Below are 17,879 nucleotides of genomic sequence, written 5' to 3' on the forward strand. Positions count from 1 at the left end.
CAGGCGGCATCAGCTCATCGCCACAACCGGACCCACGCCACGACGCGCTGGCGCCGCCATGGCGAACAACTCATCGACGCGTCTGATTTCATCCGCACTCGGTTTGATGGCAACGGCGCAGGCAACAAAGATCCCCGCATTGAAGATCAGACCGACGATGCCGCTGGTCAACGAACCCAGTGCCGGAATGTCATCCGGGTAGATCGTGGTCAGCACGATGGCGATCACAATCCCCACCAGCATGCCGGCAATCGCGCCCTGCTTGTTGCCATGACGACTGAACACGCCGAAAAACAGCGGCACGGCCAACTGGATAATGCCCTGATAGGAAATCTGCGCCAGCAATTGCAGGCGGGCATAGTCGAAGGTCAGGTAAGCCAGCAATGAGGCCGCCGCAATGAATACCACCATGCCGACCTTGGCGAGAATGGTCTTCTCGCGATCGCTGCGCGGTTTGCTCCAGGTCGCCAGGTCATTGGCGAACTGCGTACCGCACACCTGCACGCAGCCGTCGACATGGCCAATGCTGGCCGCCAGCACGATCATGATTGCCACGCCGAGCAGCCAAGGCCCGCCGATGTCGAACAACGACAGGAACCAGCCATGTTGCGGATGAGCCGCGACGTTCGGGTCCTGGCTGATTGCTGCGGCAAAGAGCATCAGAATGCCGTAGAAGCCGCCGACCAGCAGGATGGTCAGCAGTGTGCCCTTCTTCACCGAGCGCACGCCGCTGGCGGTGTAAATGCGCTGAAAGCTCATCGGCCAGCACATCGAGCCGATCACGCCGGTAAAGATCAGGCTGAACATGTACATCGGCCCGTAGGTACTGCCAGCTCCGCCAGGAATCACCAGCATGCTGGCGGGCAACTGCGACAGGTTGCTGAACGAGGCCTGCGCGCCGAACAGCAGGAAGATGCACAGCGCGGCGCACAGCACATAGGCAATCAGGCCCTGATACATGTCGGTCATGATCAGGCCGCGCATGCCCATGCTCACCGTCCAGTACTGACGAATCAGGATCACCACGACGCCCACCAACAGGCAGGTTGTCACACCCCAACGACCGAAGCTGGCGAACTGGAAAAGCGTCGCGAGGGCCTGAATTCCCATCACCACCCAGGGGAACACCGAAATGATGCCGATGATCGAAGCAATGCGTTTGACCACAGGACTGTTGAAGCGCATGCCCAGCAAATCCGGCTGGGTGGTCAGGTTGAAGCGCTTGCCCCAGGTCCAGGCACGATTGGCCATCAGGTACATGGCGGTCACGCCCAGCGTGGCGTAGACCATGCCGTAAAAGCCCAGCGCGCCACCGACCGACAAGGCGAAAAACGCCGTGAACGTCGCGCCCGGCCACCAGGAGTTGGTGTAACACATGGCGATGAACCACGGCCCGTAGGAGCGACCGCCCACCGCGTAATCGGAAAAACTCTCGCTCTTGCGGTTCGTCGCGTACAGCACCGCAATCATGCCCGCCAGAAATACACCGATCAGGCCGAAGGTGATGTAAAGATCCGCAACCGTAGTCGTACTGATCATTGCCCGTCCCCCTCTTGTGGAATTTCACCCAGCAGCGACTCGACCACGTAGAGCATCCACAGGCCCAGCCCCATGAGCACCGCGATCAGAATCCAGTAGAAGATCGGCAGCGGAATACCCAGCACCAGCAAGGTACTGCCGCTGACCTTGAGGTAAAACGGCGGAAACAGCGCCATCATCAACAGCGCGAAGAAGTACAGGCCAAACACCAGATTCTTCAGGCGGCCGGGGGTAGAAAGGGACGGAACGTTACTCATGGAGTGCTCCTTGAATTTCAGGATCTGGCTATGGATAAGTGATCGGATAAAACTCAAGCAGTGAAAGAAACACGCGGTTGCCCGCTACTTTTTTATTATTGAAGTACTTGTCTTACGTGTTCAAAGGCTCGCCGGACGAGGTCGACTCAGACCTGCCGCAGCCAGGTTTCCCATTGCGAATCATTGATGATGCTGCGCGCCCGCATGTGCTTCCAGGTGCCGTACTTGTAGAAGTCGAAGTCCAGTTGCGACACCGCGTGCTGCACCATCGCCCAGGTCGACCATTTGATGTCGGCCAAGGCCTTGTTGAGCTTGATCCGCGCGACGGTTTGCGCGCTGACCTGGCCGAAGTAGTCCTCGATCAGCGCCAGCTCCATGTCGTCGCTGAAAAACATCTCGCCGAACCACAGCGCCAATTCGTAATGGCGGTCGTTGTTGGAGGCGTACTCGAAATCCACCAGACGAATCTGGCGACCCGCGTTGAGCATGAAGTTGCCTGCCAGCGTGTCGTTCATGCACGGAGCCAGATCGATCCCGGAAGCTTGCAGCGCAGCTTTTGCGCGCTGGTATTGCAGGCACAGCCAGTCGTCATCCTGAGGCTTGACGCCCTTGAGTTCGGCCACCTGGCTCTGGTGCTCGGCGATCATGTCGAACACGGTCTTGGTCTGTTGCAGCAGCGGCTGATCGTTGAACGCCTTGAGCCCGTGCAGGGCACTGTGGCGTATGTCGCGTTGCAGGAAGTCATGGTTGGACGACGCCCGCCAGCCCTCCATGAACTCGAACACCTCGACACCGAAGGCTTCGAGGAAAGCGAAAACCGGTGCGCCATAACCGGTTTGCGCCGCCTTCACACTGGCCTCGTGGGCAGTGTGACGGTCGATGAACATCTCTGTACCGACGCCTGGCACCTTGAAGAAGTACGCCGTGTCGGCGCCCTCGACTTCGACCCGCCAGTTGGTGTTGGAGATACCGCCACTGACAGGCTCGTAGTCAATGCGGCGCCCCTGCCAGCTGTCGATGCTGCGCACGGCGGCTTCCAGTTGTCGTTCCTGGGTACTGACCGACTGCCCTAACGTTTTCATGCCTTACCCTCCTGAACCTGACGCATCCAGCCTTCCAGCCGCGGGTCCTGAACGCACTGCCGACAGCGCAGCAGCGTCCATTGCCCGACCTTGGAAAACTCCAGTGGCCGCGCGGACGTGGTACCGGCCCAAAACCCCCACAACGTCCAGTACCAGTCGTTGATCAGCGCATACAGACGGCACACGGCGTAGTCGACTTCCAGGCATTGTCCGGCCCATGCGCTGATCCCTTCGCGCCACTGGCGCTCGAACGAATAAAGCTCATTGAGGGTAATCGCCACGTCGTACCACGGGTCCATGCAGCCACCGTAGTCAAAATCCACCAGACGCAACTGGCCTTCGCTGGACACCATGACGTTGCTGGACACACCGTCGCCGTGCAGCGGAACCGCCTGCACGGCGCGGCTCTGTAGAGCCTGCCAGGCCATGTCGACGCAACGGTCGATCCATTGATGCTCGGCAGGCAGCGCAACGTTATCGCGGTTACACACTGTGCGAAGGCGCTCGATGTCCGCCATCGGTGAGCGCACGGCATCAGGCACAGGTCCGGCATGCACCTGCCGTTTGAGTGCCCACAGCGTCGCAAGCCGACCGGGTGCAAGCAGATCGTCGAGCCGCGCCGCTCGCCAGTCCACACCGAGGTCCTCGAAGATCAGCACGCCATTGGCCGGGTCTGCGCCAAGCAGACGCGGTGCCGCCGCGCTACGGCCGGCACATTCGCTGGCCTGGGCTACCTTGTCGAAGTCGATCAGTTGCGCCATGTCGGCATGCAGAACCTTGGCGTAGCAACCGCCCTGCGCACTGCTGACCCGAAAGCCGGCCCATTCGGTCGACAGTCTCGAGGGCGAGGCCACGCCCTGCGTAACGCTCTCGATCCCGGCGTCTGCAGCGCACCCGCAAGGTGCCAATGCGCTGCGCAGGCGTGTGATCAAATCGTCGGCATATGGCATGGTCAGCCCCTCAACCAAGTGACGCGGACGAGGTACAAGCCCGATGCAACAGACCGGTCAGCATGCGCAGACCGTTGTGCATGTCCTGATCGCTGGTGTACTCGGCCTCGTTATGAGAAACGCCGTTGCTGCTGGGGATGAACAGCAGACACACGGGGTAGTGCCTGTTCAGACTGATCGCATCGTGACCGGCAACGGTCATGCTGTCGGTGGTCGACAAACCCAGCTCGGCGCCTACGCCGTGCGCCAGTGCAGCGAACCCGTCATGCAGCCTGGCAGGTGAGCGCAACACACTGCTTTCCACTTCAAACGATGTCATGGTCTTGTCGGCGATCGCGTGCAGTGTTGCATCGAGGCGTTCCGAGGCAGCGCTCAGCAGATCGACGTCGCGAGAGCGGTACTCGATCAGCAGCGACACCCGCGAAGGCACCACGTTGGGCGAATTGGGGTAGACCTCGATACGCCCTACCGAACTGTGCATCTGCACGCCGTGCAGCAAGGCTTCGTCATGCACCGCAGTGATGGTGTGCGCAGCGGCCAGCAACGCATCCCGCCGGGCAGCCATGGGCGTGGGGCCGGTATGGTTCTGCTCGCCATCGAAACGCACCCGTCTTTTCAGGGCGGCCCAGGTCTCGCGCACTACGCCGATGGCTGTCTGGCTGCTTTCCAGCCCAGCGCCCTGCTCGACATGAATTTCGACATACCCGGCAATGTTCAAATCAACGTGATCGTTGCCCAGATAACCGATGGCCTGCAGGGCGTCCTTCAGACGGATACCGTCGCCATCGCGGCTTTCCCAGGCGCTGTCCAGCGTCAGGGCACCGGTGAACACGCCACTGCCGATCAGGCTCGGCTGAAAGCGCGCGCCCTCCTCGTTGGTCCAGTTGACGACCGCCAGATTGCAGCGCGGAACTTCGCCACGCTCAAGCAATTGCCGCACCAGGCTGGACACCGCCACGGCACCGGCAAGCACGCCGTACACGCCATCGAAACGCCCGGCACTCGGCTGGCTGTCCAGGTGTGAGCCGCAGAGCAGATAAGGCGCGTCGGGATCAAAAGTCATGAGGCCGAACAGGTTGCCCACTGCATCGATGCGGACTTCGAAGCCGTGCGCTTCGAGCCAGTCGCGAAACAGGTCGCGTACCTGACCGTCTTCAGCCGATGCCGCCAACCGGTGCAGGCCACCGGCCGGTGTTGCACCGATGGCCGAGCTTTGCCGAAACAATGCTTCGAACGCTGCCAGATCCGTTGCGCTCGGCTCTATCAGTTCAGGAGTAGAGGGTATCGACATTATCTTTCTCCAGGCGTGTCGCAAACTCGTCGGATAGCGCGCGATTGGTGACCAGGGTGGTGATCGCGGCAAATGGCAGGGTGTTGATGAAGGTGCGATGACCGAACTTGCCATCGTCGGCCAGCACAACGCTGCGCGTGCAGTGCCTGACCAGCGTCCTGCGCAACATGGCTTCAGGCTCCTGGTAGTCCATCAGGCCGAAGTCCGGATCAATGCCGCCGATGCCCATGAAAGCAATGTCGTAGTGGAACTGCCGGGCGAACTCCAGCGTATGGGGGCCGATCAAGGCGTTGTCGGTGCGCCGCACATCGCCGGGCGCAACCAGAACCTGATTGTCGCTCTGGTGCGATATCAACTGGGCAATGTCCAGCGAATTGGTGATGATCTTCAACTGACTGAACCGGGTCAGTTGCTGGGCCAGCGCCAGCGTCGAGGTGCCGGTGTCGAGGAAGATCGCCATGCCTTCGCTGACCAGTTGCGCAGCGCGCACAGCGATTCCGGCCTTGGCGCGAGGCTTGAGCCTGCTGCGCTCCTGCAGCGGCAATTCTTCGCTGGACCTGGGCAGAATGGCGCCACCGTGAATTCGCCTTAACCTGCCCTCTTCCTCCAGATGCTTGAAGTCACGGCGGATGGTCTCTTCGGAAACGAACAGTAATTGTGCAAGGTCCGACGCCTTGACCCGCTGCTGTTGAGCGAGCAGGCGCATGATTTCGTCCAGACGCGGCTGATTGAGCATGGGGGTGACATTCCGTTGCAAAGTGATGGCTCCAGTATCCGGGCCCTTGGGCCGCTTATCCTCGTGCGTGAGCGACATGTCTATTGCCCCGAAGCTGGTGGCAAGTACTGATCCCAGGGCGCAATGGCCTCTACCGCAGCACAGAACTGCAGCACCTGGGCGTCGGCGAAGCGCGGACCGACGACCTGCAGACCGATCGGCAGTCCTGCGCTGCTCCGCCCGCAGGGCAGGTTGGCGGCCGGGTTGCCGGTGATGTTGAAAGGGTAAGTGAACGGCGTCCAGCGTGCCCACGGCACAGCGCCGTCCTGCCCGGCATAGCCCACGGGGGCGACATCGTCTGCGGCAAACGGCAGGATTGGCAGCGTGGGCATGAGCAACAGATCGTAATCATCAAACAGTGCGTGCACCTGATTGGCGAACGCCGCACGCTGTTGCAGAGCCTGCAGATAATCACTCAGGCTGTATTGGGCAGACCGCTTGATCAGCTCGGCAAAGCCCGGATCGAGCTGGTCCAGCTTCTGCGCAAGCGCCTTGCCATAGGCAATACCGCGCCCGGCGACCCACAGGGTTTCGAAGGTGGCCAGCGGGTCCTGCCAATCCGGCTTGAGTGTGCTGACCGTGACAGGCAGCGATCTGGCGATATTGCCCACGGCGGCATCAACCGCTGCGGCAACTTGCGGATCGACCGGCGTGTCGAACAGCGTCGGGCAGAAACCGATGCGCAAGGGTTTCAGCGGCTGGTCGCAACGGGCCAGAAAGGACTCGTCAGGGGCTGGCAGCGCCTGATGATCCAGTGGATCGGGGCCCGACAGAATATCGAACAACAACGCGCTGTCGCGTACGGTTCGGGTGATAGGCCCGGCGTGGCTGAGCATTTCGGTGGCCGACCAGGGCCAGGTGGGAATACGCCCCAGCGTGCCCTTGAGGGCAAATGCGCCACAGAACGAGCCCGGAATGCGTACCGAGCCACCGCCATCGGAACCCAGTGCCGCAGGGACCATACGCGCCGCCACGGCAATTGCCGAACCGGAGCTGGAGCCGCCGCTGGTGAGGCTCGGGTCCCAGGGGTTGCGCCCATTGCCGAACACCCGTGACGTACTGGCGCCCGTCCAGCCGAACTCGGTCGTCGCTGTCTTGCCGAGAATAATCGCGCCAGCGTTCTTCAGGCGACGAATGATGGGCGCATCCTGGACTGGCACCGACTCCAGGGCGGTCAACGACCCTCGCGTGGTGCGCAACCCTGCGGTGGAAAAAAGATCCTTGATGCCAAAGGGGATGCCGTGCAGCGGCCCGCGTACCTGACCGCGCTGCAGTTCTGCGGTCATGCCTGCGGCCTGTTCAAGCGCGGCCTCGGCATACACATCACCGAATGCATTGAGTGTGGAATTGTGGGTTTCGATCGCTGCCAGGCACAATTCGGTCAAGTGTATCGGCGTCAGCTCCCCTTCACGGACAAGCGTGGCAGCTTCAATCACGGTAGGCATGGAAGATGGCTTGGACTCAATCAAAGCTGATTCCTCTTGGACACTTGTGCGCAATGCACGGCACCAACGGCTGTCGGGGCATTACATTCAGCAGGCCCTGATGAGTCAAGTGGGTTTTGTTGGATATATTGAATTTGTGGTTTTAAATTTTGTAACAGCACCGTCACGGTGCCAAAAAACGCGCAAAAAGCCGCCTCGCCCAATTGCGGTGCGCGCTTAAAACCAGAAAAGAGTAAAGAAGGGGGAAGAGAGTCGGTCAGACAAGACTGCGCCTTTCAGCGGCGCAGTCCTGGCATTGAGACCGGTCTTTCACATCAGTGATCAGACCGCCAGATCGTGGGCATTGAACTGGTTGACGCCAACCAGCTGGATTTCAAAGTCCGCGTGCAGGTCGCCGTTGACGTTGCCGGACAGCACATGATCGGCGAAACGCAACTGACCAGCGCCTGTGAACTCGCCGCTGCCGATGAAGCTGAAAGCATCAAGGGCCTTGGTGTCGACGTTGGCGTCCATCTTCAGGAAGCTCAGTTTGTCGCCTTGCTGACTATTGAAGTCGGTGATCACGTCGCTGTTGTGACCTTTACCCATTTCCGACAGATCGTTGAACACGAAACGGTCAGCGCCGCTACCGCCAGTCATGATATCGGCGCCCTGACCGCCCACCAGTTTGTCATTGCCGGCACCGCCGAACAGAACATTGTCTGCATCATTGCCGGTCAAGGTGTTGTTGCGATCATTGCCCAGCAAGGTGAACGCGCCCTCGCCCTTGAGATGGACATTCTCGAAGTTCACCAACGTCCCGGCATTGAGGTTGATGACCTGTGCGATAGGCGAGGTATTGTCGTAGGTGATCTTCAGCGTATCGGTGCCCTGATCGGCCTTTTCCTGAACCAGATCCAGTTCGCCTGCCTGATCGATGACGTAGGTGTCGTTGCCCAGCCCGCCGATCATGGTATCCACACCGCCGCGACCATTGAGCACGTTATCCAGGTCATTGCCGATCAGTGTGTCATTGAAGGCAGAACCTATGGCGTTTTCGATGTGCGCGCCGTAAGCGATCGCCAACCCGGAATTCATCAGCGTGGGGGCGTCAGGGTTGGCGTTGTAATCGAGAAACGCCTTGCCGATGGTGCTGAACTCACCCTCGTTGAGGTTGATTTTCACCGATTCCAGCTGATTGCTGGCGTCGATGGTGTCTTTGCCGCCAGCGTCCCAGATGGTCTCGAATACCGACTGCCCAGGTGCCCATTTATAGACATCGTCGCCGGTGTGATAGTGGGTGTTGGCACCGTATATGAACTGCATGGCCGCGACATCCAGCAGCATCGGCGTGGTCGGCTTGAAGCTGTAATTGTTGGTGTAGCTCATGATCGTGTAGCGCGCATCTTCGAATTTGGCATCGAGCAGCACGTCGTTGTACTGCGAGGCTTCGAACGAATGCTTCAAGCCCAGTGCATGACCGGTTTCATGCATGAACGTCAGGTAATCATCCGTGCCTTTGGCAGGATCGGCCGCGTTGACTTTCGGCCCGATCCAGACGTCGCCGGAGCGGCCCAGCGTACCCGGTGCATAAGCCTGGCCAAACTCGGTGCCTTGCAGCCCCTTGAAGCCGCCGAAACGTATGTCTCCGACGTTATCGGCGGTGTCCTGAACCTCGGTAAACTTGATATCCGCCACCGCACTCCAGGCATCCAGTGCGCTTTTTGCGGCTGCCGCCTGGGCGTCGGTCAGCGAATAGGCATCGCCGGGCTCCTGAGAGCGACTGTAATCGGTGGCGTAGACGGAGTCGGACCTATGGAAGCTGTAAGTCAGATGGGTGCCGGACGAATCCCCAAGCCAGAATGGTCCCCATAACAGACTCGTGACTCGGTCGTCGGTAGCCCCGTCGGGCAGAAGTTCGGCAGGGCTTGATTCATTTGGGCCGGGCATCGGCGTTGCTCCTGAAGAATACGGACGTTATTAATTGGCTTACGATCTTTGCCAAGGCAAAAAGCGAAAGACAGTTTATTACACGGCACGCATAATATGGACACAATAAGTTACAAATATAGTTTCCAGAAAGGACACTCCATTACTCTCGACACCTATCAACTTCTTATGACGATCGAACTTCAATTAATATGACAAACTTAATTTAATAGTGCGTCTTATATAGATCTCCAAGAGCCGGTGACGATATTGGAGTGATGAGCCCGGAGGTGTCCGAACCCAGTCATGACGCCCTGAGAACTGCGCACGATTGCTTCGCTGCGTGTAGAGCGGGTAGCCCGAGTAAGGGGGACATTGCGCAAACCTACGCACGCCGAGCTGATTTATGCGGCTTATACCTTGCTGCGCTCTATGGATCATAGGCATCATAAGACCCAATTTCATCCGATCGCGGTGCGCCCCATGACCCACCACCCTGCGCCACTCCCTGCCAGCGAGGAAGAACGAGTCCTGTCCCTTGAGCATCTCAAGATACTGGACAGTGCTCCCGAGCAAGACTTCGACGACATTGTGCTGCTCGCCACCACATTGTGCGACGCACCCATCGCGCTGGTCTCGCTGGTCGACCGAGAGCGCCAGTGGTTCAAGGCCTGTATCGGCTTGGACGTGCAGGAAACGCATCGCGATCTGGCCTTCTGCGCCCATGCCATCCTGGAGCCTTCAGATGTGCTGGTGGTTGAAGACGCGACCACCGATCCTCGCTTCAGAGAGAGCCCGCTGGTGCTCGGGCCTCCTTACATCCGCTTTTATGCAGGTGCGCCAATTCGTACCGAGTCCGGTCATGCGCTGGGCACCGTCTGCGTGATCGATATATGGCCGCGGGTACTTAGCGAACAGCAACGTCGTGCCCTGCTGGCACTGGCGCGGCAAACCGCAGCCCTGATGCAATATCGCCTGGTTTCGGAACAACGTGATCAACACGCCGCCGAGCTGGCGCTGGGGCTCGAGAGTGCACAGAGTCAAAGCATGGCGCTGGAGCGCAATTTGCGCCAGTCACAACGGGTGTCGTCGCTGGGCATGCTCACGGCAAGCATCGCTCATGACTTCAACAACCTGCTTCAGGCACTGAGCGCCAGCCTGCAACTGATCCGCATGCGCTCACGCCGCCCGACCGACGTCGAGACGCTCAGCGATACCGGACTGCGAGCCGTGGATCACGGTCGTCAACTGGTGACTCGCCTGCTCCACAGCGTTCGCCAGGACGGTCCCGAACTGATCTGCATCGATGTCAGCGAACGGATCGCTGCCGCACGTGATCTTCTGTTGCGTTCGGCGGGCGACACGCTGGAACTGTCATTCGACCTATCCGCTCGAGGCTGGGGCGTGTTGTGCGCCGAAGCACAATTGCATACCACCTTGTTGAATCTCCTGAGCAATGCGCGTGATGCAATTGCAGGCCCCGGCAAGGTACATATCTCGACCCGGCTGGAGTCCGTCAAGGAAGATCCGAAATTGCCGGAAGGCGATTATCTGGTACTCAGCGTGAAGGATGACGGCCCTGGCATGACTGCCGAGCTCAAGGAGCAGATCTTCGAACCGTTCTTCACGACCAGAAGTTCCGACCCGGGTGCCGGGCTTGGCCTTGTTCAGGTGCAGGAGTTTGCGGTAAACGCCGGCGGAGGCGCACGCGTCGAAACAGCACCGGGAAGTGGCACTACCGTGCACCTCTACTTGAGAATATTGGGGCCGATCAGTGCAACGAATGCGCAAGCCCACATAACCGAACACTAACAACAGCGCCTCACCGCCGAGGCGTGGTGGCTTCAGGCAGCCCTCAAATTAAAAGGGCCGAACACGTTATGTTCGGCCCTTTTATTTTATGGCCTGCGTCATCCTGCAGCCGGGTGTCTCAAGGCCAATGGCGTCTTATGACCGCGTTGACCACTGGCTCAGCGTCAACCTCCAACAACCGCGCATGAAAATCCGGCCGGGTACTACGCAGGTGCTCCCGCGTGCCACTCCATCGCGTCACCACAGAAGCCAGAATCTCCACTGCGCCGGGGGCATCGCAACGCCAACTCCCGGCACCACCAAACAGGTCGGCAAATGTCTCCCAGTTTTCATGCAAACGCGTCCGGGCACCTGCTTCGAGCAGCCTCTCCAGACCATCGTCGGCACTCGCCAGCCAGCGCTGCGGGTAATCAATGATCCCGATGGCGGCGTAGCAGTTGGCGGCGATATAAACCAGCGCACGAAGCGCTTGAGCACGCGGGGCGGACTTATCAGGCAGCAGCCCGGACTCGGGGTGCTCCAGGCCCAGATGAATCAGGATTGCAGCACTTTCAGTGAGGACAGTGCCATCGGCCAGCACCAGCGTGGGGACTTGCATCAACGGGTTAACCCGCCTCAACGCCTCCTTTCCAGGCCCCTCCTCCCAACTGCTGGCTCCGCACAGCGTAAACGGCACAGAGCAGCGCTGAAGCGCGATCTCGATAGCCGCTGAACCCGAACCTTCCGTGCCGAAAAGCGTGTACATACCGGTGCTCCTTGCCAGTTGCTTCAGACTCGCCCCGTGCATTCAAACAGACGGAGGCGCAAACAGATGGGCGTGCATGAAATCAATAAAGACTCGCAAACGCAGTGAAAGGTGCTTGCTGGACGGCAGAGCAATCTGAACGTTTCGGTATGCACCGTGTAATCAGTTAGCACAGCTATCAGCTCGCCGTTGCGAATGGCCGATGAAATCATAAAGTCCGGAAGGCAGGTAATTCCCAACCGGCCCGCGCAACATCACAATGCCGGGATGCATCGCCCGAAATGCCCTAATTACGGCACCAACTTCTCGACCGCTACCGACACGGCGCTCTGATGGTTACCTTCACACCCTGCACCACCCGAGCCGCCACCGCAAGCCGGCCAACAGCCTGAGTCTGCGCCTAGATCTGTCGCGAGATCGCCGCCAGATTCCGCGCATCATCAGTGAGTTGTGGAGACGCTTGCGACGGTCGATTAGCTTTACATTCAGAGACTTTTCCAGCGAAGCGATACGGCGTGAAACAGTCGCGTGCTCCAAACCCAGCATCGCTGCCGCGCCACTCAGGAGGGCTATAGCATCTTCAGCATCATTCCGAAGAGCACTCTATTTTTCGCACTTAGCTTTTGAGATCACTGTACAAACACTTAAAAACTCATAGAAAATTTATTCATTTAAAAAATAATAATATAAGTCATAGCTCTCCAAAGGAATAACTGGCAGCCATTCCTCGGAAACATAAGCCGACTTGATATTTACTTGAAAACCATGCATCCAAGCGATTTTAGAATAAATGACTGCAAACGTTGAAATCAGACCGTCTGTGTAACCGTTCTCGCTACCAGCTCGTAAGGAGAGAAACTTAGGAGAAACTATTACCTCAATTGCCTTTGACATTTTATCTGTCTCCCCTGATGCAAGGGCAGAGTAAAATTCCAAATCAGGCACATACTTTCTTAATGAAACGGGCGGAGAGCTCAAAAAAATTTCACATCTTTCTTTTAATTTATCCCACTCACCTCTGATCGCTAAAATCACTTGATAGGCAAAAAAGTCTATATGCTTCGGACTTTCGGCCCTACTAAGATTAAAAGCGCTATCATCCTCCTCAGAAAACCACTTTACCAAGCTGTAGTCATCGGACAACAGAGGCGCCATTAACTGTACTTGTTTACCAAGCGCTCCCGAAGAATCAGTCTTAATGCCATATGAATATTTTCTGAGTTGCCCTGAAATGGAAAGCCATTTTTTAAAATTCTGTATATCACGATTTTCGAACCATGACCACATTGCACTTGCAAAAGTGTGTGATGACAAACTATTTACGCACGCGCGAACATCACCTGAACCAGATTTTATTAAACCAACTATCTGATCAACATCATATCCTTCATTCAAATGGCATCTAATATGATCCAGTCGAATCTTAGCTTTTTCTGAGTGCTTTTTTTCCATTTTTATTCCAACCGGGTAATCAGTACGCTACCATTTTTTCTATCCATACCTGCAACGCTTTTTACAAACGTGGGTTTGCCGTTTCCGTTGACTGTTGCACTGAAATCGTTATCGCAGCGCACAACGATCTGGCCTGGCCCTATTGCACCTACTCAGGAATAATTTTCAACTCACTCCATAGTGGTTTCAGTCCTAGACTTTCCATATAAGTCCCATAGTCGAAAAAGGCCCTAACCCCAATGTCTTCGTATAAAAACCATGAGGCCTCGCACTCTTGATCCTTGAGGTCCACCATAACGGTCCAACTTAGTACCCACTGGTAATGTATTATTAATAGGATCGCCAGAGAAACCCCAGTTTTCCGCCCCCCCAACTACCATCAGTTTTCTTAAACTGATTGTAGTAAGAAAACCCCCCGACTTCATTATCTGCAGTAGCGCCGATTGATGCATGGGGCGTTGGTGGAGTTACTTTTGCACCAGCTAATCAAGCGAGAATGATGAGAAGTAAAACGACAACTTTTTATCCTCAAGATCACTCAGTTGATAACGCATCCTATCGAAGCCAGAATCCAGCTTATTAACGTTCATGTGCATCAGCTGAGTTAATCCGCCGCCAAAATCACGGGACGTAAATTGGCTAATATCAATGAACCTGATACTCACCACATCAGCTCCTACCTTTTCAGAGGCAGAGGCCGAGATCGATAAGGATAAATCATAAGCCATCCCGTCAACATTCAGCTGAATACTAATCGCATGCAGGCAGTTGTGAGCAACAAGCAATTCATTCAATTCTGGAAGACTAATCATTATTGATCCTCGTCTCTTTCCCATTGGAGCCATAGTCTGGACCATATTCATAGTTATGCGTGTGGGGGTCGGAATGATATTCCGCAGGCTTTTCTTGGTTTCCATATCCGTGATTAGTATAATCCGTTCTTTTAACCTGCCGGCCATACTGGTCGTACTCGATCACAGATTCTTCCAGTTTTCCAGTCGCAGGGTTGTACCTCTCCTGTGTCACACTCCCTATTCCATGAGTCGTCTGGTGCGGTTTCTTCCCGGTAAATACCTCGTCTGGAAACGTTCCTTCCGTTGCAGCAACTTTCGTCCCGCTCGTCGCAGCTGTACCTGCTACTTCTTTTGCACCAACTAACTTCTAGCCCTTTACTGCTTCAACCCCAGCAGGTGCTTAAATGGCCCTTCATCTAAATCAAGCCCCATATCTAGAACCAGCAGAACAGCCTCTCTATATTCTTCGTCCGTTATAGAACTATCATATTCGCAAATATGATCGCACAATATCTCAAAGGCTAGGTTCTCTTCGCTATACGCGACATAATACAAGGCACCTTGGAGAAGATCAGAATTTAATCGACCTTCAAACTTTCTCCCAAATCTAATGATACGATCCGCAAACATAAATCCTACTTGATTGGTTTGTAAGGTGGAATTGGAGCATCATCAGGAAATGCAGTAATAACCTTTCCTGTAGCCGGCTGATATACAACTCGCATTCGTACGCCATCACGAGTTTCATAAGCGACCCATTTAGCAGCATCTCCTTTAGCTATATAAGCCCCGCCGATTCCACTTTGCGCGTACCACTTAGTACTCGGAGATGTCGTGATATCGCCGACCGCGTCAACAATCTTATCTCCTGACCAACGTTCAGGAAAAACTGTCTCCCCTTCCTGTCCCGGCCACATATGTCCACCACTGCCTGGCTTACCACCGTACAGACTCATACCTATCAATAAAATAAACGTCCGAAACATCACAATCAGGATAGATCCATTTCTCCCAGTTAGACACTACCCATTCCTTATCGAGACCACCATCCACGGAAGAGCTTTCTCTAGGCAAATTAATCAGTATCAATCCAGCTTTGTAGCCGGAGGTGACAATTAACCCATATGGCCTCTCTTCGATTTGGCTCTCGAAAATCATAAAGTCAACAGACTCTTCATATGGGTATTCCCCACGAGCTCTAAATATATTCCCACGAGCAAAAGAACAATTCTTGTAGTCAACTAATCTCACTTTGATCTCCTGTCATTTTATCTTCAGATCATGGCCGCCAGTCTTATCGGCTGGTTTTGTTTGTTTGAACTCAAAATTGACCTCCCCTAGGTGCTTGCCATTTTTAGGATTGATAATCTCAAAACGCCCGTGCTGGGTATCCATAGCATATAAATTCCCATCATTTGAATCATATACATCACGTCCATTTAGTTTAGATAGCTTATTGTTCTTCACTAGCCCATTAGCTACCATCACACTAGCAGCTGCGCTCTTGATCTCAGCCACTCGTTCTCCCGGGGGCAAGCTAGATAAACTTTTCTCAAACTGAGCGACAGTTTGGCCTCCTGGCAAGGCACCTTTTGGACCATCCTCCACCCCCTGATTCATCACCCCCGGCGCAGGAAGCTCAACCACAGGCCTCGAGTAATCAACAGGCGTCTGATCAGCAATCTGACTACCACCCGTCGAACCTATCCCGGCAGGCGTTGCTCCAGCAGCATACCCGTCACTGGACGGATTCGCACCCTGAGCCTGAACGATAGGGTTCACCAGCCTGGAGTTTTCGCCGTCCAGCAGATGCACAGGGAACGTCGTACTGAACAGGAATTTCCATATTTCTATGGAGGTGCTGACCTGCTGCTCGGCTGATTGACCCGATTGGGCAACAGAACGTGCGACGGCATTGGCCGCCTCTCTCAGTCTATCCTGACCTTCCGGCGTCGCAGCTGTCGTGGACAGTGCTGCGCTTAGCGCAATGACTGCGCCAGCGCCCATCGCCACTACCGGAACAAAACTCGACGCATCAGTCGGCTTATTCAGCGTGGTCAATAAAACCATCGCTTGTAGCGCCTGGTCTGGATGATCTGCCCCCAGCTCAGTGATGCGTGTAACAAGCGCTTCCGCATCTGAGCCCAAGTCTTTTTTGGCGACTCCACTTAAAACCGCCCTGACGCGTGCCGATCTTTTGCTTTCATCCTGGCTGTTGAGCTGCTGCAACAACTCGGTACGCGCGACTTGAAATCGCGCGAGCTCTGTCCCCGCGCCGATAGCAGCCCCTAACGGCAACAGCGCCGTTACCACAAGCATGTCGGCCAGTTTATCCAGTGTGTTACGGCTGTTTTCACCGTAAAGCGCAGCGCTCTTTTGCCACTGATCGAGTGTTTCTTTCGGACTGGCAACTGCCTCCAACGAACTCTTCGTCACATACAAATCAGTCCGGTGCTCGTCATCACGCGTTATCTCGTAAGCCTTGTCGACATCACGATTCAATCCAGCGGCAGAGTCCTTGCCACCCGTATCACTGCGCACCACTACATCGCCCGCACCGACCGTTCCCCGGACGATCTGCTCACGATCCTTGTTGTAGTTCCAGCCCTCGACGCTCCAGCCGTTTTTCTGGTTGTCGCCCTTGCCTACCTGACTTGAGTCCTGCGTAGTGCTGCTGCCAGTGCCGTACGAACCCCCGACGTTCAGGTAGTAACCGTGCTCCTTGTCCTTGCCCGCGATGTCGCTGTAGCCCAGCGTGTTGGTATCCAGCTTGAGATTACCGCTGTCGGAAGCGATCAATGCGCCGTCGAGCTGGGTGTGGTTCTCGGTGCGGATGTCAACCTTGTCTTTGGCCGTGATGCCTTTAAGCCATCCAGAGCAATGGTAAACACGGAGCGCGAGTTGGAGATTTCTCTATTGAAATGCCCATCTATAACATGATCGAAACCCGCAGATACGGGATTGCCGTTATCACGAAGAGGGGTCGTTTCCATGCGGCCATTGGCAATGTTTACACGCGACTGTACTCGGCCTGGGATCTGAGTAGCAGCTTCGCCTGTCGCTTTTGCACCAACTCATCAACTGTCGCTCTGATTCAAAATCTTTACCTCGCGCCAGTAAATATTTTCTGGTAAAGGCTGATTCTGATTGAATCGGGAGAAAACTTCGATCACATCGTCAATATTAAACCACTCATCTTTCTTTAATTGAACACGCCCTGCACCAAACGACAGCAAGCTCCCATCTTCAAAGTTCGTGCTGGAATTTGAATGATACCCTCTAAACAGAGCTTTACTTTTTGCGTCATATCTTTCAATAAAGCAAGTGAATCTGCCTCCTGCCACTTGCACATAATTACCGTCGTCGTCAGTTATGCATGCGTATGAGCTTGGACCGTAGCTTTTTAATTTTTTTAACACTTTTACAAGCTGCGCCTGGTTAACGTCAATTAATACGGGACTATTTTCGGCTTCGAGCTTCATATTCCTCACCTTCACGGCACATAAACTGTTGTAGCGCTTTCGATGACTTCGCCTTTTAGCCGTCCCTTCCCTTGCGCCCCAAACTGATTGACAAAATAATCGGTGAATTCTTGATAGCTGGTCTTACTAGCAGTTCCGCTTTTCACCTCAAGACCGTGTAATTTACCATTTGCGTCACGGACTACAATGTCATACCTACGATCACCGAGAGGCCCTTTAACGACCATCTCAGTGCCTACAACTTCCATTCCATTTGCTTCTAAATGCTTAGCAAACTCATCTGCCTTAACTGTTCCCGGAGGAGCTAGACCCTTCGGGCTAGCAAATTTTCCGTCAGGGGTTCGATA

The 17,879-nt window shown here is 55.7% G+C and carries 17 protein-coding genes and 3 pseudogenes; 1 reads left to right on the forward strand and 19 read right to left on the reverse strand.

The window, feature by feature from the left end; genetic code table 11:
- Positions 1 to 9: 9 nt before the first annotated feature.
- From BLR20_RS05855 to BLR20_RS05890, 8 genes are all read right to left on the reverse strand, one after another.
- Complete coding sequence (locus BLR20_RS05855; RefSeq protein ID WP_054993843.1) at positions 10 to 1,539, reverse strand: sodium:solute symporter family protein; 1,530 nt, start codon at positions 1,537 to 1,539, stop codon at positions 10 to 12.
- Positions 1,536 to 1,796 carry a hypothetical protein gene (locus BLR20_RS05860; protein ID WP_032612653.1) on the reverse strand — a complete coding sequence of 87 codons (261 nt, stop codon included), beginning with the start codon at positions 1,794 to 1,796 and terminating at the stop codon, positions 1,536 to 1,538. The genes BLR20_RS05855 and BLR20_RS05860 overlap by 4 nt, the downstream gene beginning before the upstream one ends.
- Positions 1,797 to 1,942: 146 nt before the next feature.
- Entirely contained in the window at positions 1,943 to 2,878 is a 936-nt protein-coding gene (locus tag BLR20_RS05865; protein ID WP_054993842.1) for a choline kinase family protein, read from the reverse strand.
- Complete coding sequence (locus tag BLR20_RS05870) at positions 2,875 to 3,828, reverse strand: phosphotransferase family protein (RefSeq protein WP_054993841.1); 954 nt, start codon at positions 3,826 to 3,828, stop codon at positions 2,875 to 2,877. Before BLR20_RS05870 ends, BLR20_RS05865 begins: the two co-directional genes overlap by 4 nt.
- 10 nt (positions 3,829 to 3,838) lie before the next feature.
- The gene (locus tag BLR20_RS05875) at positions 3,839 to 5,119 is read right to left on the reverse strand and encodes a Zn-dependent hydrolase (RefSeq protein ID WP_054993840.1); all 1,281 of its coding nucleotides are present in this window, start codon (positions 5,117 to 5,119) and stop codon (positions 3,839 to 3,841) included.
- The gene (locus tag BLR20_RS05880; protein WP_010428197.1) at positions 5,097 to 5,855 is read right to left on the reverse strand and encodes a DeoR/GlpR family DNA-binding transcription regulator; all 759 of its coding nucleotides are present in this window, start codon (positions 5,853 to 5,855) and stop codon (positions 5,097 to 5,099) included. Before BLR20_RS05880 ends, BLR20_RS05875 begins: the two co-directional genes overlap by 23 nt.
- An 80-nt stretch (positions 5,856 to 5,935) precedes the next feature.
- The gene (locus tag BLR20_RS05885) at positions 5,936 to 7,339 is read right to left on the reverse strand and encodes an amidase (protein WP_054993839.1); all 1,404 of its coding nucleotides are present in this window, start codon (positions 7,337 to 7,339) and stop codon (positions 5,936 to 5,938) included.
- A 321-nt stretch (positions 7,340 to 7,660) separates the two neighbouring features.
- On the reverse strand, positions 7,661 to 9,268 hold the full coding sequence (locus BLR20_RS05890) for a M10 family metallopeptidase (protein WP_054993838.1): 1,608 nt from the start codon (positions 9,266 to 9,268) through the stop codon (positions 7,661 to 7,663).
- Between the two features lie 462 nt (positions 9,269 to 9,730).
- Between BLR20_RS05890 and BLR20_RS05895 the strand changes: the two genes are divergently transcribed.
- Complete coding sequence (locus tag BLR20_RS05895; protein ID WP_054993924.1) at positions 9,731 to 11,059, forward strand: GAF domain-containing hybrid sensor histidine kinase/response regulator; 1,329 nt, start codon at positions 9,731 to 9,733, stop codon at positions 11,057 to 11,059.
- A 118-nt stretch (positions 11,060 to 11,177) separates the two neighbouring features.
- Here BLR20_RS05895 and BLR20_RS05900 read toward each other — a convergent pair whose 3' ends face one another.
- The 11 genes and pseudogenes from BLR20_RS05900 to BLR20_RS05960 all read right to left on the reverse strand — a co-directional run bounded on the left by BLR20_RS05900 (position 11,178) and on the right by BLR20_RS05960 (position 17,780).
- Positions 11,178 to 11,804 carry a glutathione S-transferase gene (locus BLR20_RS05900; protein WP_010428191.1) on the reverse strand — a complete coding sequence of 209 codons (627 nt, stop codon included), beginning with the start codon at positions 11,802 to 11,804 and terminating at the stop codon, positions 11,178 to 11,180.
- A 42-nt stretch (positions 11,805 to 11,846) separates the two neighbouring features.
- A pseudogene (locus tag BLR20_RS05905) lies at positions 11,847 to 12,043 on the reverse strand (LysR substrate-binding domain-containing protein); the annotation flags it as partial.
- Between the two features lie 103 nt (positions 12,044 to 12,146).
- Positions 12,147 to 12,377 carry a helix-turn-helix domain-containing protein gene (locus tag BLR20_RS05910; RefSeq protein WP_420875062.1) on the reverse strand — a complete coding sequence of 77 codons (231 nt, stop codon included), beginning with the start codon at positions 12,375 to 12,377 and terminating at the stop codon, positions 12,147 to 12,149.
- A 90-nt stretch (positions 12,378 to 12,467) separates the two neighbouring features.
- Positions 12,468 to 13,256: an Imm49 family immunity protein gene (locus BLR20_RS05915; RefSeq protein ID WP_025990836.1), complete on the reverse strand. Its 789-nt coding sequence runs from the start codon at positions 13,254 to 13,256 to the stop codon at positions 12,468 to 12,470.
- Between the two features lie 482 nt (positions 13,257 to 13,738).
- Positions 13,739 to 14,068 (reverse strand): hypothetical protein, encoded by a 330-nt coding sequence (locus BLR20_RS05925; RefSeq protein ID WP_235810008.1) that lies wholly within the window; start codon positions 14,066 to 14,068, stop codon positions 13,739 to 13,741.
- A gap of 357 nt (positions 14,069 to 14,425) precedes the next feature.
- The gene (locus tag BLR20_RS05930; RefSeq protein WP_010428185.1) at positions 14,426 to 14,680 is read right to left on the reverse strand and encodes a MafI family immunity protein; all 255 of its coding nucleotides are present in this window, start codon (positions 14,678 to 14,680) and stop codon (positions 14,426 to 14,428) included.
- A gap of 5 nt (positions 14,681 to 14,685) precedes the next feature.
- Positions 14,686 to 15,000 (reverse strand): annotated as a pseudogene (locus BLR20_RS28390) (EndoU domain-containing protein); the annotation flags it as partial.
- Positions 14,987 to 15,301: an Imm45 family immunity protein gene (gene imm45 / locus BLR20_RS05940; protein WP_074594468.1), complete on the reverse strand. Its 315-nt coding sequence runs from the start codon at positions 15,299 to 15,301 to the stop codon at positions 14,987 to 14,989. The pseudogene BLR20_RS28390 and the gene imm45, both read right to left, overlap by 14 nt.
- A gap of 12 nt (positions 15,302 to 15,313) precedes the next feature.
- Positions 15,314 to 16,909 (reverse strand): annotated as a pseudogene (locus BLR20_RS27965) (hemagglutinin repeat-containing protein); the annotation flags it as partial.
- 218 nt (positions 16,910 to 17,127) lie between these two features.
- Positions 17,128 to 17,532 carry a hypothetical protein gene (locus tag BLR20_RS05955; RefSeq protein ID WP_010428178.1) on the reverse strand — a complete coding sequence of 135 codons (405 nt, stop codon included), beginning with the start codon at positions 17,530 to 17,532 and terminating at the stop codon, positions 17,128 to 17,130.
- A gap of 11 nt (positions 17,533 to 17,543) precedes the next feature.
- Entirely contained in the window at positions 17,544 to 17,780 is a 237-nt protein-coding gene (locus BLR20_RS05960) for a hypothetical protein (protein WP_010428177.1), read from the reverse strand.
- Between the last annotated feature and the right edge of the window lie 99 nt (positions 17,781 to 17,879).

The sequence above is a fragment of the Pseudomonas congelans genome (assembly GCF_900103225.1).
Taxonomy (GTDB): domain Bacteria; phylum Pseudomonadota; class Gammaproteobacteria; order Pseudomonadales; family Pseudomonadaceae; genus Aquipseudomonas; species Aquipseudomonas congelans.